This window comes from Pseudomonas oryzihabitans, assembly GCF_007665395.1.
GTDB classification, from domain to species: Bacteria; Pseudomonadota; Gammaproteobacteria; order Pseudomonadales; family Pseudomonadaceae; genus Chryseomonas; species Chryseomonas psychrotolerans_C.
This window is the reverse complement of the sequence record NZ_VDND01000006.1, coordinates 207769-220161: the sequence shown is the minus strand read 5'-3', so window position 1 is coordinate 220161 and position 12393 is coordinate 207769. Positions and strand designations below refer to the sequence as shown.

General features: G+C 67.0%; 13 protein-coding genes and 1 tRNA gene. 6 read left to right on the top strand and 8 right to left on the bottom strand.

Translation table 11 applies throughout. The features are described from left to right. Positions 1-41: 41 nt before the first annotated feature. Both FSV73_RS14700 and FSV73_RS14695 read left to right on the top strand, forming a co-directional pair. Positions 42-117, top strand: a tRNA-Phe gene (locus tag FSV73_RS14700). Positions 118-406: 289 nt separating this feature from the next. Further along, a complete protein-coding gene (locus FSV73_RS14695) occupies positions 407-760 on the top strand; it encodes a hypothetical protein (protein WP_145008591.1) in 354 nt (117 codons plus the stop codon). A gap of 36 nt (positions 761-796) precedes the next feature. On the opposite strand, the gene FSV73_RS14690 is transcribed toward FSV73_RS14695, so the two are convergent. Next, positions 797-1141, bottom strand: a complete 345-nt coding sequence (locus FSV73_RS14690) for a cupin domain-containing protein (protein WP_145008590.1) — start codon at positions 1139-1141, stop codon at positions 797-799. 319 nt (positions 1142-1460) lie between these two features. Here FSV73_RS14690 and FSV73_RS14685 point away from each other — a divergent pair, with 319 nt between their 5' ends. Both FSV73_RS14685 and FSV73_RS14680 read left to right on the top strand, forming a co-directional pair. Next, positions 1461-1670: a hypothetical protein gene (locus FSV73_RS14685; RefSeq protein ID WP_145008589.1), complete on the top strand. Its 210-nt coding sequence runs from the start codon at positions 1461-1463 to the stop codon at positions 1668-1670. Positions 1671-1837: 167 nt separating this feature from the next. Then, positions 1838-2218 carry a hypothetical protein gene (locus tag FSV73_RS14680; RefSeq protein WP_260856087.1) on the top strand — a complete coding sequence of 127 codons (381 nt, stop codon included), beginning with the start codon at positions 1838-1840 and terminating at the stop codon, positions 2216-2218. 264 nt (positions 2219-2482) lie between these two features. Here FSV73_RS14680 and sutA read toward each other — a convergent pair whose 3' ends face one another. The 4 genes from sutA to glnK form a co-directional block, all read right to left on the bottom strand. Then, positions 2483-2815: a transcriptional regulator SutA gene (sutA, locus tag FSV73_RS14675; RefSeq protein ID WP_145008588.1), complete on the bottom strand. Its 333-nt coding sequence runs from the start codon at positions 2813-2815 to the stop codon at positions 2483-2485. Positions 2816-2886: 71 nt separating this feature from the next. Further along, entirely contained in the window at positions 2887-3306 is a 420-nt protein-coding gene (locus FSV73_RS14670) for a secondary thiamine-phosphate synthase enzyme YjbQ (protein WP_145008587.1), read from the bottom strand. A gap of 172 nt (positions 3307-3478) precedes the next feature. Further along, positions 3479-4819: an ammonium transporter gene (locus FSV73_RS14665; protein WP_145008586.1), complete on the bottom strand. Its 1341-nt coding sequence runs from the start codon at positions 4817-4819 to the stop codon at positions 3479-3481. 48 nt (positions 4820-4867) lie between these two features. Next, complete coding sequence (gene glnK, locus FSV73_RS14660; protein ID WP_003096476.1) at positions 4868-5206, bottom strand: P-II family nitrogen regulator; 339 nt, start codon at positions 5204-5206, stop codon at positions 4868-4870. 390 nt (positions 5207-5596) lie between these two features. Between glnK and FSV73_RS14655 the strand changes: the two genes are divergently transcribed. Further along, complete coding sequence (locus FSV73_RS14655) at positions 5597-5896, top strand: accessory factor UbiK family protein (RefSeq protein WP_145008585.1); 300 nt, start codon at positions 5597-5599, stop codon at positions 5894-5896. A gap of 64 nt (positions 5897-5960) precedes the next feature. Next, on the top strand, positions 5961-7451 hold the full coding sequence (locus FSV73_RS14650; RefSeq protein ID WP_145008584.1) for a YifB family Mg chelatase-like AAA ATPase: 1491 nt from the start codon (positions 5961-5963) through the stop codon (positions 7449-7451). Positions 7452-7676: 225 nt separating this feature from the next. Here the strand turns inward: FSV73_RS14650 and FSV73_RS14640 are convergent, their stop codons facing one another. The 3 genes from FSV73_RS14640 to FSV73_RS14630 form a co-directional block, all read right to left on the bottom strand. After that, on the bottom strand, positions 7677-11240 hold the full coding sequence (locus FSV73_RS14640) for a molybdopterin cofactor-binding domain-containing protein (protein ID WP_145008583.1): 3564 nt from the start codon (positions 11238-11240) through the stop codon (positions 7677-7679). Beyond that, a complete protein-coding gene (locus FSV73_RS14635; RefSeq protein ID WP_145008582.1) occupies positions 11233-11742 on the bottom strand; it encodes a (2Fe-2S)-binding protein in 510 nt (169 codons plus the stop codon). The genes FSV73_RS14640 and FSV73_RS14635 overlap by 8 nt, the downstream gene beginning before the upstream one ends. A gap of 128 nt (positions 11743-11870) precedes the next feature. Beyond that, on the bottom strand, positions 11871-12323 hold the full coding sequence (locus FSV73_RS14630) for a MarR family winged helix-turn-helix transcriptional regulator (RefSeq protein ID WP_145008581.1): 453 nt from the start codon (positions 12321-12323) through the stop codon (positions 11871-11873). Positions 12324-12393: the final 70 nt, after the last annotated feature.

Genomic DNA, 12393 nt, shown 5'->3' with positions numbered 1-12393 from the left:
TGTTGACAGGGCGGCGAGAAACGCTTTTAATGCGCCCCGTTGCCCAGGTAGCTCAGTTGGTAGAGCAGGGGATTGAAAATCCCCGTGTCGGCGGTTCGATTCCGTCCCTGGGCACCATACAGACATCCGCCGTCCTGCGAGGCGACGGAGACCAGAGAAACCGGCCCAGTGCCGGTTTTTTTGTGCCTGCAGATCTTGCGTGCGGGACGGGCAGTCCAGGGATCCTGGGCCATGGCGCTCCCCTGCAGCCCATCCTGCCCTGGGGCAGTTCCCTGCAAAAGCCGAAAGGCGCGTTCCAGAGCCTTTTGACTCGCAAAAAAGTCGGCTTGGCGCCCTTGACTCTCTACCCACTTCAGACTTTGTAATGGCGCGGTGTCACCACACCCACCCTTCCGGAGTCGGCTCCATGACCAACTGCAACGACAAGCACCACGCGAATCACAGCCACCAGCACGGCCCCCAGTGCGGCCACATCGCCATCGAGCATGACGGCCACGTCGACTATCTCCACGACGGCCACCTGCACCACCCGCATGGCGATCACGTGGACGAGCACGTGATCGCGGTCACCGCCACCAATCCCGATCACTGCACCCACGGCCAGAGCACCGGCCACGCAGCCGATCATGTCCATGGCCCGGCTTGCGGCCATGAAGCCGTACCCCATGGCGATCATGTCGACTACCTGGTGGACGGTCGCCTGCACCACGTTCACGACGGCCACTGCGACGATCACGGCCCGGTGACTCTGGTCCGCTAGCTGGCGGGGCTATACAGGCGCTGGCACCCGGCTTCGTCATCCCGGCACCTGGCCAGCTGGGCCGTCGGCTTCGCCAAGATGGATCGCCAGCCAGACGCTGGCGACCGCGGGATCGGTGAAGGTCACCCAATGCTCGGTCTGCGCCGGGATGAACAGCGTGTCGCCCGGCACGAGACTGACCTCCCGCCCTTCCAGGGCGATCCGGGCGGCGCCCTGGAGCAGCAGCACCCATTCGGCGTGGGCCTGCCGATAGGGCGTGTGCGCCGGGGTGGTCTGGCCGCGGGAGACGATACGTTCGATGCGACAGCCGGGCCGCTCCAGCAGCGGGGTGAACACCTCGGCGGCGGTGGCATCGGGCAGGTCGCGAAGCAGATTGAACATGACGTTTTCCTCTAGGGCGAAGCGCCCCATCGCGCTAGGATCTTCAAGGCTGCACCCAGAGCTGCCGCCAGCTCAAGTCCGCCGCCTCCGCCTGCCTCGGACAATCGCCACCGTGACCCCACGCCCGCCGCTATTTGCCGCCAGGAGTGGGAACGGCCCGACCTTTTCAGCCACCGAGCAACCGACCGTCCTGGATATCGGCGATGATCCGCGACACCACCGGCGGCCGGCCCACACCGCCGCCCAGCCCAGGCTTGCCAAGGCGCTCAGGCGTCCGGCCGGCCATACCCCGCACAAGGCGCACGGAGGCGCTCGCTGGATGCCCATTCGCTCGATCCCCCTCATCGCTCCTCACCTGCCCCCGGTCCTGCAGCAGGACGCCATGGAGCAGCCCGGCGCCGCCGCCGAGCCGGCCGTCCCCTTCTGGCTCGCCCTGCTGAGCGGCGTCAGCCTCTGGCTGAACCGGCTGTTCCTCGGCCTGGTCCTGGCGCTGGTCGGCTTCACCTTCTGGCACTGGTGGCAGGGATGAAGCGGCGGCTGGATCAACTGGAGCTGACCATCCTGATGTGCGGCATCTGCCTGCTGGCCCTCGCGCTCATCGTCGTGGTAGCCATGCAGGGCCTGGACTGGGGCTGAGCCGCCAGCCTTACCCGACCTTTACCCAGCCTGACGTCGGCTGACAGCCAAAGGTGTTTCATGGTGACGCGGCCTATCGAGCGCCGCGAGGAGAACACCATGGCATCGCGAGCGTCTTTGATTCTGCTGTTGACCGCCACCCTGACCGCCAGCGGCCTGGCCGCTGCGCATGGAGGTCCGGAACCGGATCGGGCGCAGCCCTGGGCGGGCGGTGGCGCGGCGGCTTTCGGCGAGGGCGGCGTGGTACCGGTCGGCGAATACCGCCGGCATCATCGGCACCATCCCTATTACCGCCGGGATCGCTACCCCTACAGCTATTACCAGCCCTATCCGCAGCCAGGCTATGCCGCCCCGCACTGGCGACCCGTACCGCCGGGCTACTACCCCTATCAGCCGGCCTACGAACCCCGCCCGGCCTACGGACCCCCTCGCCATTGGTGAACTGCTTGGCATCACCATGGCGAGATGATGGCCTTTTGCGATGAGTCGCACAGGGGGATGTTTGCCATGAGAGCAGAATGCCATCACCCACTGGGCTGCTAGGGCACTGCCAACATGTATGAGAGAGATGATGTAATCTGCATGGCCTGCCTGGCGACCATGGCCGCGGCCTTCACCGGCTTCATCATGGTGATGGCGCTGCTGTGATCGCCAGATAGACGAAACCCCGCCGTGGCGGGGTTTCGGAGGCGGTATGGCGCGGTCCTAGATGGGACGGCTGCCATATTTGCTGTCGGGCTTCTTGGGCGGATCGGCGACGACATTGGCGTCGATTTCCTGCACCTTGCCACCCCGGGCCAGGAAGTCCTGCATGGCCTTCTCCAGCGCATCCCGCTCGCGCTGCTTGGCTTCCACCGAGGGCAACTCCTCGGGTTCGGCTTCCCGCTTCTTCTTCGCCTTGCTGGCGGCTGCCGGGGCTTCGCTGTCGCCACTGTCCTCGGACTCGGCGTCTTCGGTCGCCGCCGCGAAGTCTTCGTTCTCGCCGTCCTCTTCCGCGCCCGTCTCCAGGTCGTCCTGTTCCAGATCTTCGTCGCTCATAAACCGCCTCCAAACATTTTGGCAAAATCGGACCGCGCGTTTTGACGCGGTCTCCGAAAAAAAATTCCTGGCTACTCGCCCTGCAGCGTCGCGATCAGGCGACGCGCGCCACCCTGGTCACGATGCTCGCCCAGGTAGATGCCCTGCCAGGTGCCTAGCGCCAGGCGACCGGCCTGGATCGGCAGGCTCAGGCTGCAGCCCAGCAGGCTGCTCTTGAAATGCGCCGGCAGGTCGTCCGGGCCCTCGTAGTCGTGTTCGTAACCCGCCTGCCCCTGGGGGACGAGCCGGTTGAAGAACCGCTCGAAGTCGCGCCGCACCGCGCCATCGGCATTCTCGTTGATGGTCAGGGACGCCGAGGTGTGCTGCAGCCAGAGATGCAGCAGGCCGACCTGGCACTCGGCCAACTCGGGCAACCGCTCCAGCACCTCATCGGTGACCAGATGAAAGCCACGCGCTCGCGCGCGGAGGGAAAAGGTCCGCTGCAGCCACATGAACAACCCCCGCCGACTGACTGGGCGCGCATTCTAGCGCGACGATCGGAAAAGCAAAGCGGTGATTGCTCACCGCCGGCGTGCAGTCTAGACACAGCAGGACGGCGGTTGTTCCAGCCAGTGGGCAGACGCAAAAAAGGCGCCTCGCGGCGCCTTTTTCGATAGCGTCGGCTTACAGGTTGTAGCCACGCTCGTTGTGCAGGGTGAGGTCCAGACCCACGGTCTCTTCTTCCTCGTTGACGCGCAGGCCCATGATCATGTCCAGCACCTTGAGGATCACGAAGGTGACGATGCCGGTGTAGACGATGGTGAAGGCGACGCCCTTGAACTGGATGAAGAACTGCGCGCCGATGTCGGTCACGGTGCCGAAGCCACCCAGGGACGGTGCGGCGAAGACACCGGTCAGCAGGGCGCCGACGATGCCGCCGATGCCGTGCACGCCGAAGGCGTCCAGGGAGTCGTCGTAGCCCAGCTTGCGCTTGAGGCTGGTGGCGCAGAAGAAGCACAGGACGCCAGCGGCCAGACCGATGATCAGCGAGCCCATGGGGCCGGCGGTACCGGCGGCCGGGGTGATGGCGACCAGGCCGGCGACCACGCCGGAAGCGATGCCCAGGGCGCTCGGCTTACCGTGGGTGATCCACTCGGCGAACATCCAGCCCAGGGCGGCGGCGGCGGTGGCGATCTGGGTGGTCAGCATGGCCATGCCCGCGGTGCCGTTGGCAGCGGCGGCGGAGCCGGCGTTGAAGCCGAACCAGCCGACCCACAGCATGGCGGCGCCGACCAGGGTGTAGCCCAGGTTGTGCGGGGCCATCGGGGTGGTCGGGTAACCCTTGCGCTTGCCCAGGACCAGGGCAGCCACCAGGCCGGCGACACCGGCGTTGATGTGCACCACGGTACCACCGGCGAAGTCCAGCACGCCCCAGTCCCACAGCAGGCCGCCGTCGCCGCTCCAGACCATGTGGGCGATGGGGGCGTAGACGAAGGTGAACCACAGGCCGGTGAAGACCAGCATGGCGGAGAACTTCATGCGCTCGGCGAAGGCACCGACGATCAGCGCCGGGGTGATGATGGCGAAGGTCATCTGGAAGGTGACGAAGACGCTTTCCGGGAACAGCGCGGTCGCCGAGGTGACGGCGTCATGCTGCAGGCTGGAGAGGAAGGCCTTGCCGAAACCGCCGATGAAGGAGTTGAAGTTGGTGACGCCCTTCTCCATGCCGGTGGTGTCGAAGGCCAGGCTGTAGCCGTAGACCATCCACAGGATGCTGATGAGACCGGTGATGGCGAAGCACTGCATCATCACCGAGAGGACGTTCTTGGCACGCACCATGCCGCCGTAGAACAGCGCGAGACCCGGGATGGTCATGAACAGCACGAGTGCCGTCGAGACCAGCATCCAGGCGGTGTCGCCACTGTTGATGGCAGGTGCCGCAGCCGCTTCCTGGGCCATGGCCAGGCCCGGCAGCGCTACGAAAGACATGAGGGCTCCTAGCCCTGCGTAGGTGCGCAGAGTCATCGTTGTTTCTCCTGGGGCTCGTGTGGGGTTGGGCGGTCGGTTAGATCGTCAGATGGCGTCTGTGTCGGTTTCGCCAGTACGGATGCGGATGGCCTGCTCGAGGTTCACCACGAAGATCTTGCCGTCGCCGATCTTGCCGGTGTTGGCGGCCTTGGTGATGGCCTCGATGACGCGGTCGAGCTGGTCGTCGGCGATGGCGACGTCGATCTTGACCTTGGGCAGGAAGTCGACGACGTATTCGGCGCCGCGATAGAGCTCGGTGTGGCCCTTCTGGCGCCCGAAGCCCTTGACCTCGGTGACGGTGATGCCTTGCACACCGATCTCGGACAGCGACTCACGCACGTCGTCGAGCTTGAACGGCTTGATGATGGCGGTGACTAGTTTCATGAACTTCTCCCGATTGAGTGGACTGGCCCCAGGAAAACAAACCCCGGCCCAAGTCTAGCGCAGTGACCGTCTGTTTAACCGTCGGCATGTCGAACACCGTGGTCACGGTAGCGGCTGCCGGAGGCGCCCCTACCTCAGGCGCCTTCTGACGCCCGTCTCTGCAATCGGCAGTAGCAGAAAGCTTGCCAGGTTTGTGAAGGCGTACGGATTATCAGGGGTAGCACGCCTGGCGCGCCTCCTGAAGGGGCAGCGGACATCCTGGAGGGCAACTCTTTGCACCAACAGCGAACAGCTCTGGGCCAGGCATGGCACCAAAGCGGTGCAAGAGCTGCGACCGATGCGGAAAACCCGCTGTGCTACACTCGGGCTTTGCTTTCGCAGGGGATGACCATGTCCACGACCCGTTCGCTGTTCGATTCCCTGACTCAGCAGGCCAGCCGGCTGTTCGGTCAGGACTCGCCGCTGCCCAAGGCGGAACTCGAGAGTCAGTTCAAGGCGCTGCTGCAGGGTGCGCTGAGCAAGCTGGATGTCGTCAGCCGTGAGGAATTCGATGCCCAGATGGCCGTGCTGGCGCGGACCCGGGCACGTCTGGAGGCTCTCGAAGCCCGGCTGACCGAGCTGGAGAGCGCCAAGCCCCAGGCCACTACCCCGCCGGTCACCCCGGCCACGGACGTCGCTCCCGCCGACTGAGCCGTACCGGCGCGCCAGGATGGTGCAGCCTTGTCGTCTAGCGAATCACGATCAGGGAGAGATCATGTCGCTTGCCCTCGTTCATACCCGCGCCCAGGTGGGTGTCGAAGCGCCCAGCGTGGTGGTCGAAGCCCACCTGGCCAATGGCCTGCCGGCGCTCACCCTGGTGGGCCTGCCGGAAACGGCGGTCCGCGAAGCCAAAGACCGGGTGCGCAGCGCCATCCTCAATGCCGGCTTCGAGTTTCCCAGCCGCCGCATCACCCTCAATCTCGCCCCGGCCGACCTGCCGAAGGACGGTGGTCGCTTCGACCTCGCCCTGGCCATCGGCATCCTGGCCGCCAGTGGCCAGCTGCCGGCGCCGGGCCTGGAAGGTTACGAATGCCTCGGGGAGCTGGCGTTGTCGGGTGCGGTGCGGCCGGTCCGCGGCGTGCTGCCGGCGGCGCTCGCCGCCCGGGCGGCCGGACGCGTCCTGGTGGTGCCCCGCGCCAATGCCGAGGAGGCCTGCCTGGCCAGCGGTCTGGCGGTACTGGCGGTGGATCACCTGCTGGAATTCGCCGGACACCTGAGCGGCCAGGCGCCGCTTAGCCATTACCAGCCCAGCGGGCTGCTGCGTACTCCCCTGCCCTACCCGGACCTGGCCGAGGTCCAGGGCCAGCAGGCGGCCAAGCGCGCCCTGGTGGTGGCCGCGGCCGGCGCCCATAACCTGCTGCTGGCCGGGCCGCCGGGAACCGGCAAGACGCTGCTCGCCAGTCGCCTACCGGGCCTGTTGCCAGCGCTGGACGAAGAGGAGGCACTGCAGGTGGCCGCCATCCATTCGGTAGCCGGGCCCGAGCCACTGCAGCACTGGCCGCAGCGGCCGTTCCGCCAGCCGCACCATTCGGCGTCCGGCCCGGCGTTGGTGGGAGGTGGCAGTCGGCCTGGCCCGGGCGAGATCACCCTCGCCCATTGCGGGGTGCTGTTCCTCGATGAGCTGCCGGAATTCGATCGCAAGGTGCTGGAGGTGCTGCGCGAACCCCTGGAGAGCGGCGAGATCGTCATCGCCCGGGCGCGGGAACGGGTGCGTTTTCCGGCACGCTTCCAGCTGGTGGCGGCGATGAATCCCTGCCCCTGTGGCTATCTCGGCGATCCCAGCGGGCGCTGTCGCTGCAGCCCGGACCAGATCCAGCGCTATCGCGCCAAGCTGTCCGGCCCACTGCTGGACCGGATAGACCTGCACCTGACCGTAGCCCGCGAGCATCTGCGCCTGGGCGCCCCGCCAACGGCCGAACTGACGACCGCCGCGGCGGCGCGGCAGGTGGCCGAGGCGCGCGCCATCCAGCTGGCGCGCCAGGGCCGGCCGAACGCCCTGCTCGGCCTGGACCAGCTGCATCAGGTCTGTGCCCTGCACGACGCCGATCAGCGCTGGCTGGAAGCCGCCGGTGAACGCCTGAATCTGTCCCTGCGCGCCCTGCACCGGGTGATCAAGGTGGCCCGCACCCTGACCGATCTCGCCGGCCAGGCCGACATCCAGCGGACGCAACTGGCCGAGGCGTTGCAGTACCGGGCGACGGCCTAGGTCCGCCCGGTGGGCCGCATGGGTCGAGGTGGCTCCTGCAGCCGGTCGCGCAGGGCCTGGTTCTCCTGCACCAGCGCGAAGCACATCGCCCGCCACGGGTAGGCGAGCTCCCGCTAGCCGTCCCGCTCCCCGCGCAGCGTGGTGAGCAGGCGTTCGACGGCCTGCACCGTCTCGTTCGATACAGCCAGGTCATCCCTGGCGGGCGCGTCGAGAAAATGATGTAGCTCAGTGGCTGCCCGGGTTGGCACGTAGCCAGGCGACTTGCTTGCCCAGTGGCGGCCATGGCGCCTTGTCGGCAGCGAAGGTGCTGCGCAGGTAGGACGCCAGGTCGCTGACCTGGGTATCGGAGAGGCTGTCCTTGAACGCCGGCATGTAACCCAGGTCGCTGACCGCCGGATTACCGATGCCCTGCAGGATGACCTTGATCAAGTTGTCGGGCCGGTCGCTATGCACGTTGGTGTTGGCCGCCATGGACGGGCTCACCCCGAACAGTTCGGGGCCACCTTCCAAGGCACTGTGGCAACCGGCGCAGGCGCCTTCGAACACCCGCCGACCGTTGGCCAGGTCGGCCGTCGCTGGCACCCTGGCCACGGTCTTTTGCCCCTGCGCGGGGGGCTCGCCTTCGAGGCTGCCAAGGTAGTGGGCGATCGCCCGCAAATCATCGTCCGGCAACGTCGACAACTCGCTGACCACCGGCCCCATGGGTCCGGCCGCCACGCCATGCTCGGCGCTGAAGCCGGTGCGCATATAGGTGAACAGCTGCTCTTCGGTCCAGGGCGTCGGCGCTTTTGACAGCCCGGTCAGCGCTGGCGCCTCCCAGCCATCGACCATCGCCCCGGACAGGAACTTCACCCCGCCCTGCTCCGCGCCCAGCGCATTGCGTGGCGAGTGACAGGCGGCGCAGTGGCCCAGGCCATTGACCAGGTAATTGCCGCGGTTCCACTGGGCACTGCGGGCCGGATCGTCCTGGTATTCGCCCTGCTTGAGGAACAGGGTGTTCCAGCCGGCCATCAGCGACCGCACGTTGAACGGGAAGCGCATCTGGTTGGCTGGTGGCGTACTCGGCACCGCGGGTTGCGACATCAGGTAAGCGTACAGCGCCTGCATGTCGGCTTCCTTGATGTTGCGAAAGGCCGTGTAGGGAAACGCCGGGTACAGATGCCGGCCGTCGCGGCTGATGCCTTGGCGCATGGCACGGTCGAAGGCGGCGAACGACCAGTTGCCGATGCCGGTTTGGATATCCGGGGTGATGTTGGTGCTGTACAGAACGCCGAACGGCGTATCCATGGCCAGGCCACCGGCGTTGGTCACGCCGCCGTGGGCGGTATGGCACACGGCGCAGTCACCGGCGGCGGCCAGTTGCCGGCCGCGCTCCAGCGTGGCGACGCTCCAGGTTCCAGCCGGTGGCGGCGTGACCGCGGCGATCTCGGCGCGCCATGGCAGGGCACTGATGCCCAGGCCCACCGCGGTGCCGAACAGCCCTGCCAAGCCGCCGAACAGCCATTTGCGCTTCTTGCTCTTGGGCGGTGCGGCATAGGGCAGCCCGATCGGGTCCTGCGGTTCGGCGGCCTTGAGCGCCGCCAGCACCCGCTCGGCGGTGATCGGCAGCTCGCGAAAACGAATGCCGGTGGCATCGAACACGGCATTGGCGATGGCCGCGGCGCTGGGCACCGAAGCCGACTCGCCGGCGCCGAGCGGCGGCTCGCTCTGGCGCGGCATCATCATCACGTCGACGTCGGGCACTTGTGGGAAGGTCAGGATCGGGTAGCCGCCCCACTCCTTGCTCGCCACCCGCGACTCTTCGAAGGTCACACGCTCCTTGAGCACACGGCTGGTGGACTGCATCACGTTGCCGTGGATCTGATGCTGCACGCCGGCCGGATTGACCATCATGCCGGCGTCATGGCCGACCACCACGCGGGTCACGGCGATGTCGCCGGTGGCCTTGTCGATGGCCACGTCCGCTACCCAGGCAGCCCAGGCGGCGCCGAAGCCGGGGAATTTGCTATGGATGTAGCGCGCATAGGCAAAGCCACGACCGCGCAGCACACCGTCTTCGCTGGAGGTTTGCGCCGGCTGGGTGCGGGGCGTCCATTGCGCACGCTCGGCGGTGGCGCGCACCAGTTCGGCGGCGCGTTCGTCCGGCAGGTAGCGCAGGCGGTATTCCACCGGGTCGACGCCGGCCTCGTAGGCCAGTTCGTCGATATAGGATTCGTGGGCGAACACGTTGGGTAGCGCCGACACGCCGCGCAGCCAGGAAGCGCGCACGATGGGGGCCATGTCTTCGATGCTGACGCGCAGCTCGGGATACCGGTAATGGGGTACGGCGGTGCGATCACCCATTTCGTAGGCCACCGGCACCGGCTCTACCCTACCGGTCAGCAGCAGCGCCAGGGTCGGCGCGCCATTGGACGGGTAGCGGGTACGGAAGTCATAGACGGCCAAGTCGCCGGCGGAGTCGATGCCGCCGTCGACCTCCATCAACTGCGCGGTGCCCTTGGGCTCCCAGGCGTGCTCCTGCTCGCGGGTCAGCTGCACGCGCACCGGCTTGCCAACCGCGCGGGACAGCAGCACGGCGTCAGCGCAGACGTCGTCAGCACAATTGCGGCCGTAGCAGCCGGCGGCTTCCATGCGGATGATCTCGATGCCGGCTTCATCGCATTCCAGCAGCCAGGCCAGATCGGCGCGTAGGGCGTGAGGATTTTGCGTACCGGACCAGATGCGGATGCCCGCAGGCTGGACATCGGCCACCGCACAGGCCGGGCCGATGGAAGCGTGCAGCTGGTACGGCCACAGGTAGCGACGGGTCAGTCGTGTAGCGACGCCGGCCAGTGCCGCGTCGACGCCGCCGGTGTCGTGCACCACGCGTTCTGTGGATGGATTGTCGCGCAGCGCCTGTTCGATGTCGTCGAGGTTGGGCAGGTGCTGCTGCCAGGGCTTCCACTGCACCCTGAGCTCACGGGCGGCCTTGATTGCCTGCTCCTCGCGCTCGGCGACGATGCCGATAAAGTCGCCGAGCACCACCACGCGGACGATGCCGGGGAGATGCGCGATGGAGCCTTCATCCACGCTGAGCAGGCTGGTACCGACAAACACGCCGGTGTCGTAGCCATCGTAGGGTGGACGCACCACGCGGCCATGCAGCATGTCGGGCACGCGCATGTCGTGCACGAAGGTCAGCTCGCCGGTTGCCTTGGCCGGGATATCGACGCGCGCCGAGCTTTGGCCCACCAGCCTGTAGTCGGTCAGCGGTTTCAAGGGGGCATCGCCGCTGAGGGTCAGCACGATGCGCCGGCCCTGGATCAATTCAGCGAAACTTAGCGCCTGGTCGGCGCGCCCATGCACCACGCCGGCCTCGATGCGCAGATCGGCAGTGCCGAAGCGCTCGGCGGCGGCCGTCAGCAGCCACCGGCGTGCTTCGGCCGCGGCGTTGCGCAGCGGCACTGCGGAGATTTGCAACGTGGCGCTGGCGATGGTGGCGCCCTGGTTGGGTGCCCGGGCGGTGTCGCCGAGCACCATGCGCAGCTGGTCCAGGCGCAGGTCCAGCTCTTCGGCAACGATCTGCCCGAGGGCGGTCTGGATGCCGGTACCGAGGTCGACGTGGCCGTTGAAAGCGTAGTATTCGCCACTGTCGCACAAGGCGATGAACAGCCCCAACTCTGTGGGCTTGAGCACCGGAGTCTGGCCCTTGGGCACCGGGCCGGAAGGCGGCTGGATCTCGGCGATCACCAGCAGCACGCCATCGCGCTCCAGCAGCTCGGCCTGGGTGGGTAGGGTACGCTCATTCATTGCGGCGGCTCTCACGGTAAAGCTGGGAGGCACGGCGCACCGCAGCGAGGATCTCCAGGTGCGTGCCGCAGCGGCACAGGTTGGCCGACAGCGCGCGGCGAATCTGCGCCTCGCTGGGATCCGGGTTGCGATCGAGCAAGGCCTTGGCGGTCATGATCATGCCGTTCAGGCAATAGCCGCACTGGGCTGCCTGGGCCTCGATGAAGGCTTGCTGCACCGGATGCGGGTGGTGACGGTCTCCGAGACCTTCGAGGGTGGTGACGTGTCGATTCGCTACCCCGCTCAGCGGCAGCACGCAAGAGCGGGCGGCCTTGCCGTCGACGATCACCGTGCACGCCCCGCACTCGCCCAGCCCGCAACCGAACTTCGGGCCATTGAGGTGGAGGTCGTTGCGCAGCACCAATAGCAGGGGCGTGTCGGCCATGGCGCTGCAGGTCACGGGCTGGCCGTTGACGGTGCAAGTGACGCTGGCCGTGGCGGTGGGCGAAAGAGGTTTGTTCATGCCACTCTTGATGTTCGTATAGTGCTGACTACATCAAAAGGCAAGAACGGTACCAACTGGCTAGCGGAGCGGGGTATGCCGAGTATTGGGACGTCGCCGGGGCGGCGCCGGCTTCATCGTGAGCGCGATCAGCCAGGCTGGTCCGCCGGGTCGGCGATCATCTTACGCAGCAGGAACAGCATCGCCACCCGTTCGACGGGGTTGAGGTTGCTCATGGTTAGCTCGCTGATCTCCTGAGCCGCGGGCACGGTCCGCTCGACCGCCAGGCGACCCGCGGCGGACAGATGCACGATGACCTTGCGCCGGTCCCGCGCATCATGGCCCAGCTCCACCAGCTCGCGGGCCTGGAGGCGCTCGACGATGCCGCGGATGGTGGCCTGGTCCACGGCAGTCAGCGCCACCAGTTCGGTCAGCGAGCGGGGGCCGTTGTCGCGCACGGCGCAGAGGGTGATGAACTGCACCGCGGTGAGCTGCGTCTCGCCGACGTTCTGCTGAAAGATCGCCATGTGGCGCTGGTAAGCCTTGCGCAGCAAGTGCCCCACCTGTTCGGCGAAGGCGTAGGAAGGATCGGGGGAACTCATAGGCAGGACAGATCCGGGGCAGCTGGAAATCGCCTAACGATACCCCAAACCCCGTCACCGCCGCGCGTCC

What these genes read in the sequence shown, in the direction of transcription:
- FSV73_RS14695 (WP_145008591.1), top strand. Translation starts at nt 407, where the DNA reads ATGACCAACTGCAACGACAAGCACCACGCGAATCACAGCCACCAGCAC.
- FSV73_RS14690 (WP_145008590.1), bottom strand. Translation starts at nt 1,141, where the DNA reads ATGTTCAATCTGCTTCGCGACCTGCCCGATGCCACCGCCGCCGAGGTG.
- FSV73_RS14685 (WP_145008589.1), top strand. Translation starts at nt 1,461, where the DNA reads ATGCCCATTCGCTCGATCCCCCTCATCGCTCCTCACCTGCCCCCGGTC.
- FSV73_RS14680 (WP_260856087.1), top strand. Translation starts at nt 1,838, where the DNA reads ATGGTGACGCGGCCTATCGAGCGCCGCGAGGAGAACACCATGGCATCG.
- sutA (WP_145008588.1), bottom strand. Translation starts at nt 2,815, where the DNA reads ATGAGCGACGAAGATCTGGAACAGGACGACCTGGAGACGGGCGCGGAA.
- FSV73_RS14670 (WP_145008587.1), bottom strand. Translation starts at nt 3,306, where the DNA reads ATGTGGCTGCAGCGGACCTTTTCCCTCCGCGCGCGAGCGCGTGGCTTT.
- FSV73_RS14665 (WP_145008586.1), bottom strand. Translation starts at nt 4,819, where the DNA reads ATGACTCTGCGCACCTACGCAGGGCTAGGAGCCCTCATGTCTTTCGTA.
- glnK (WP_003096476.1), bottom strand. Translation starts at nt 5,206, where the DNA reads ATGAAACTAGTCACCGCCATCATCAAGCCGTTCAAGCTCGACGACGTG.
- FSV73_RS14655 (WP_145008585.1), top strand. Translation starts at nt 5,597, where the DNA reads ATGTCCACGACCCGTTCGCTGTTCGATTCCCTGACTCAGCAGGCCAGC.
- FSV73_RS14650 (WP_145008584.1), top strand. Translation starts at nt 5,961, where the DNA reads ATGTCGCTTGCCCTCGTTCATACCCGCGCCCAGGTGGGTGTCGAAGCG.
- FSV73_RS14640 (WP_145008583.1), bottom strand. Translation starts at nt 11,240, where the DNA reads ATGAATGAGCGTACCCTACCCACCCAGGCCGAGCTGCTGGAGCGCGAT.
- FSV73_RS14635 (WP_145008582.1), bottom strand. Translation starts at nt 11,742, where the DNA reads ATGAACAAACCTCTTTCGCCCACCGCCACGGCCAGCGTCACTTGCACC.
- FSV73_RS14630 (WP_145008581.1), bottom strand. Translation starts at nt 12,323, where the DNA reads ATGAGTTCCCCCGATCCTTCCTACGCCTTCGCCGAACAGGTGGGGCAC.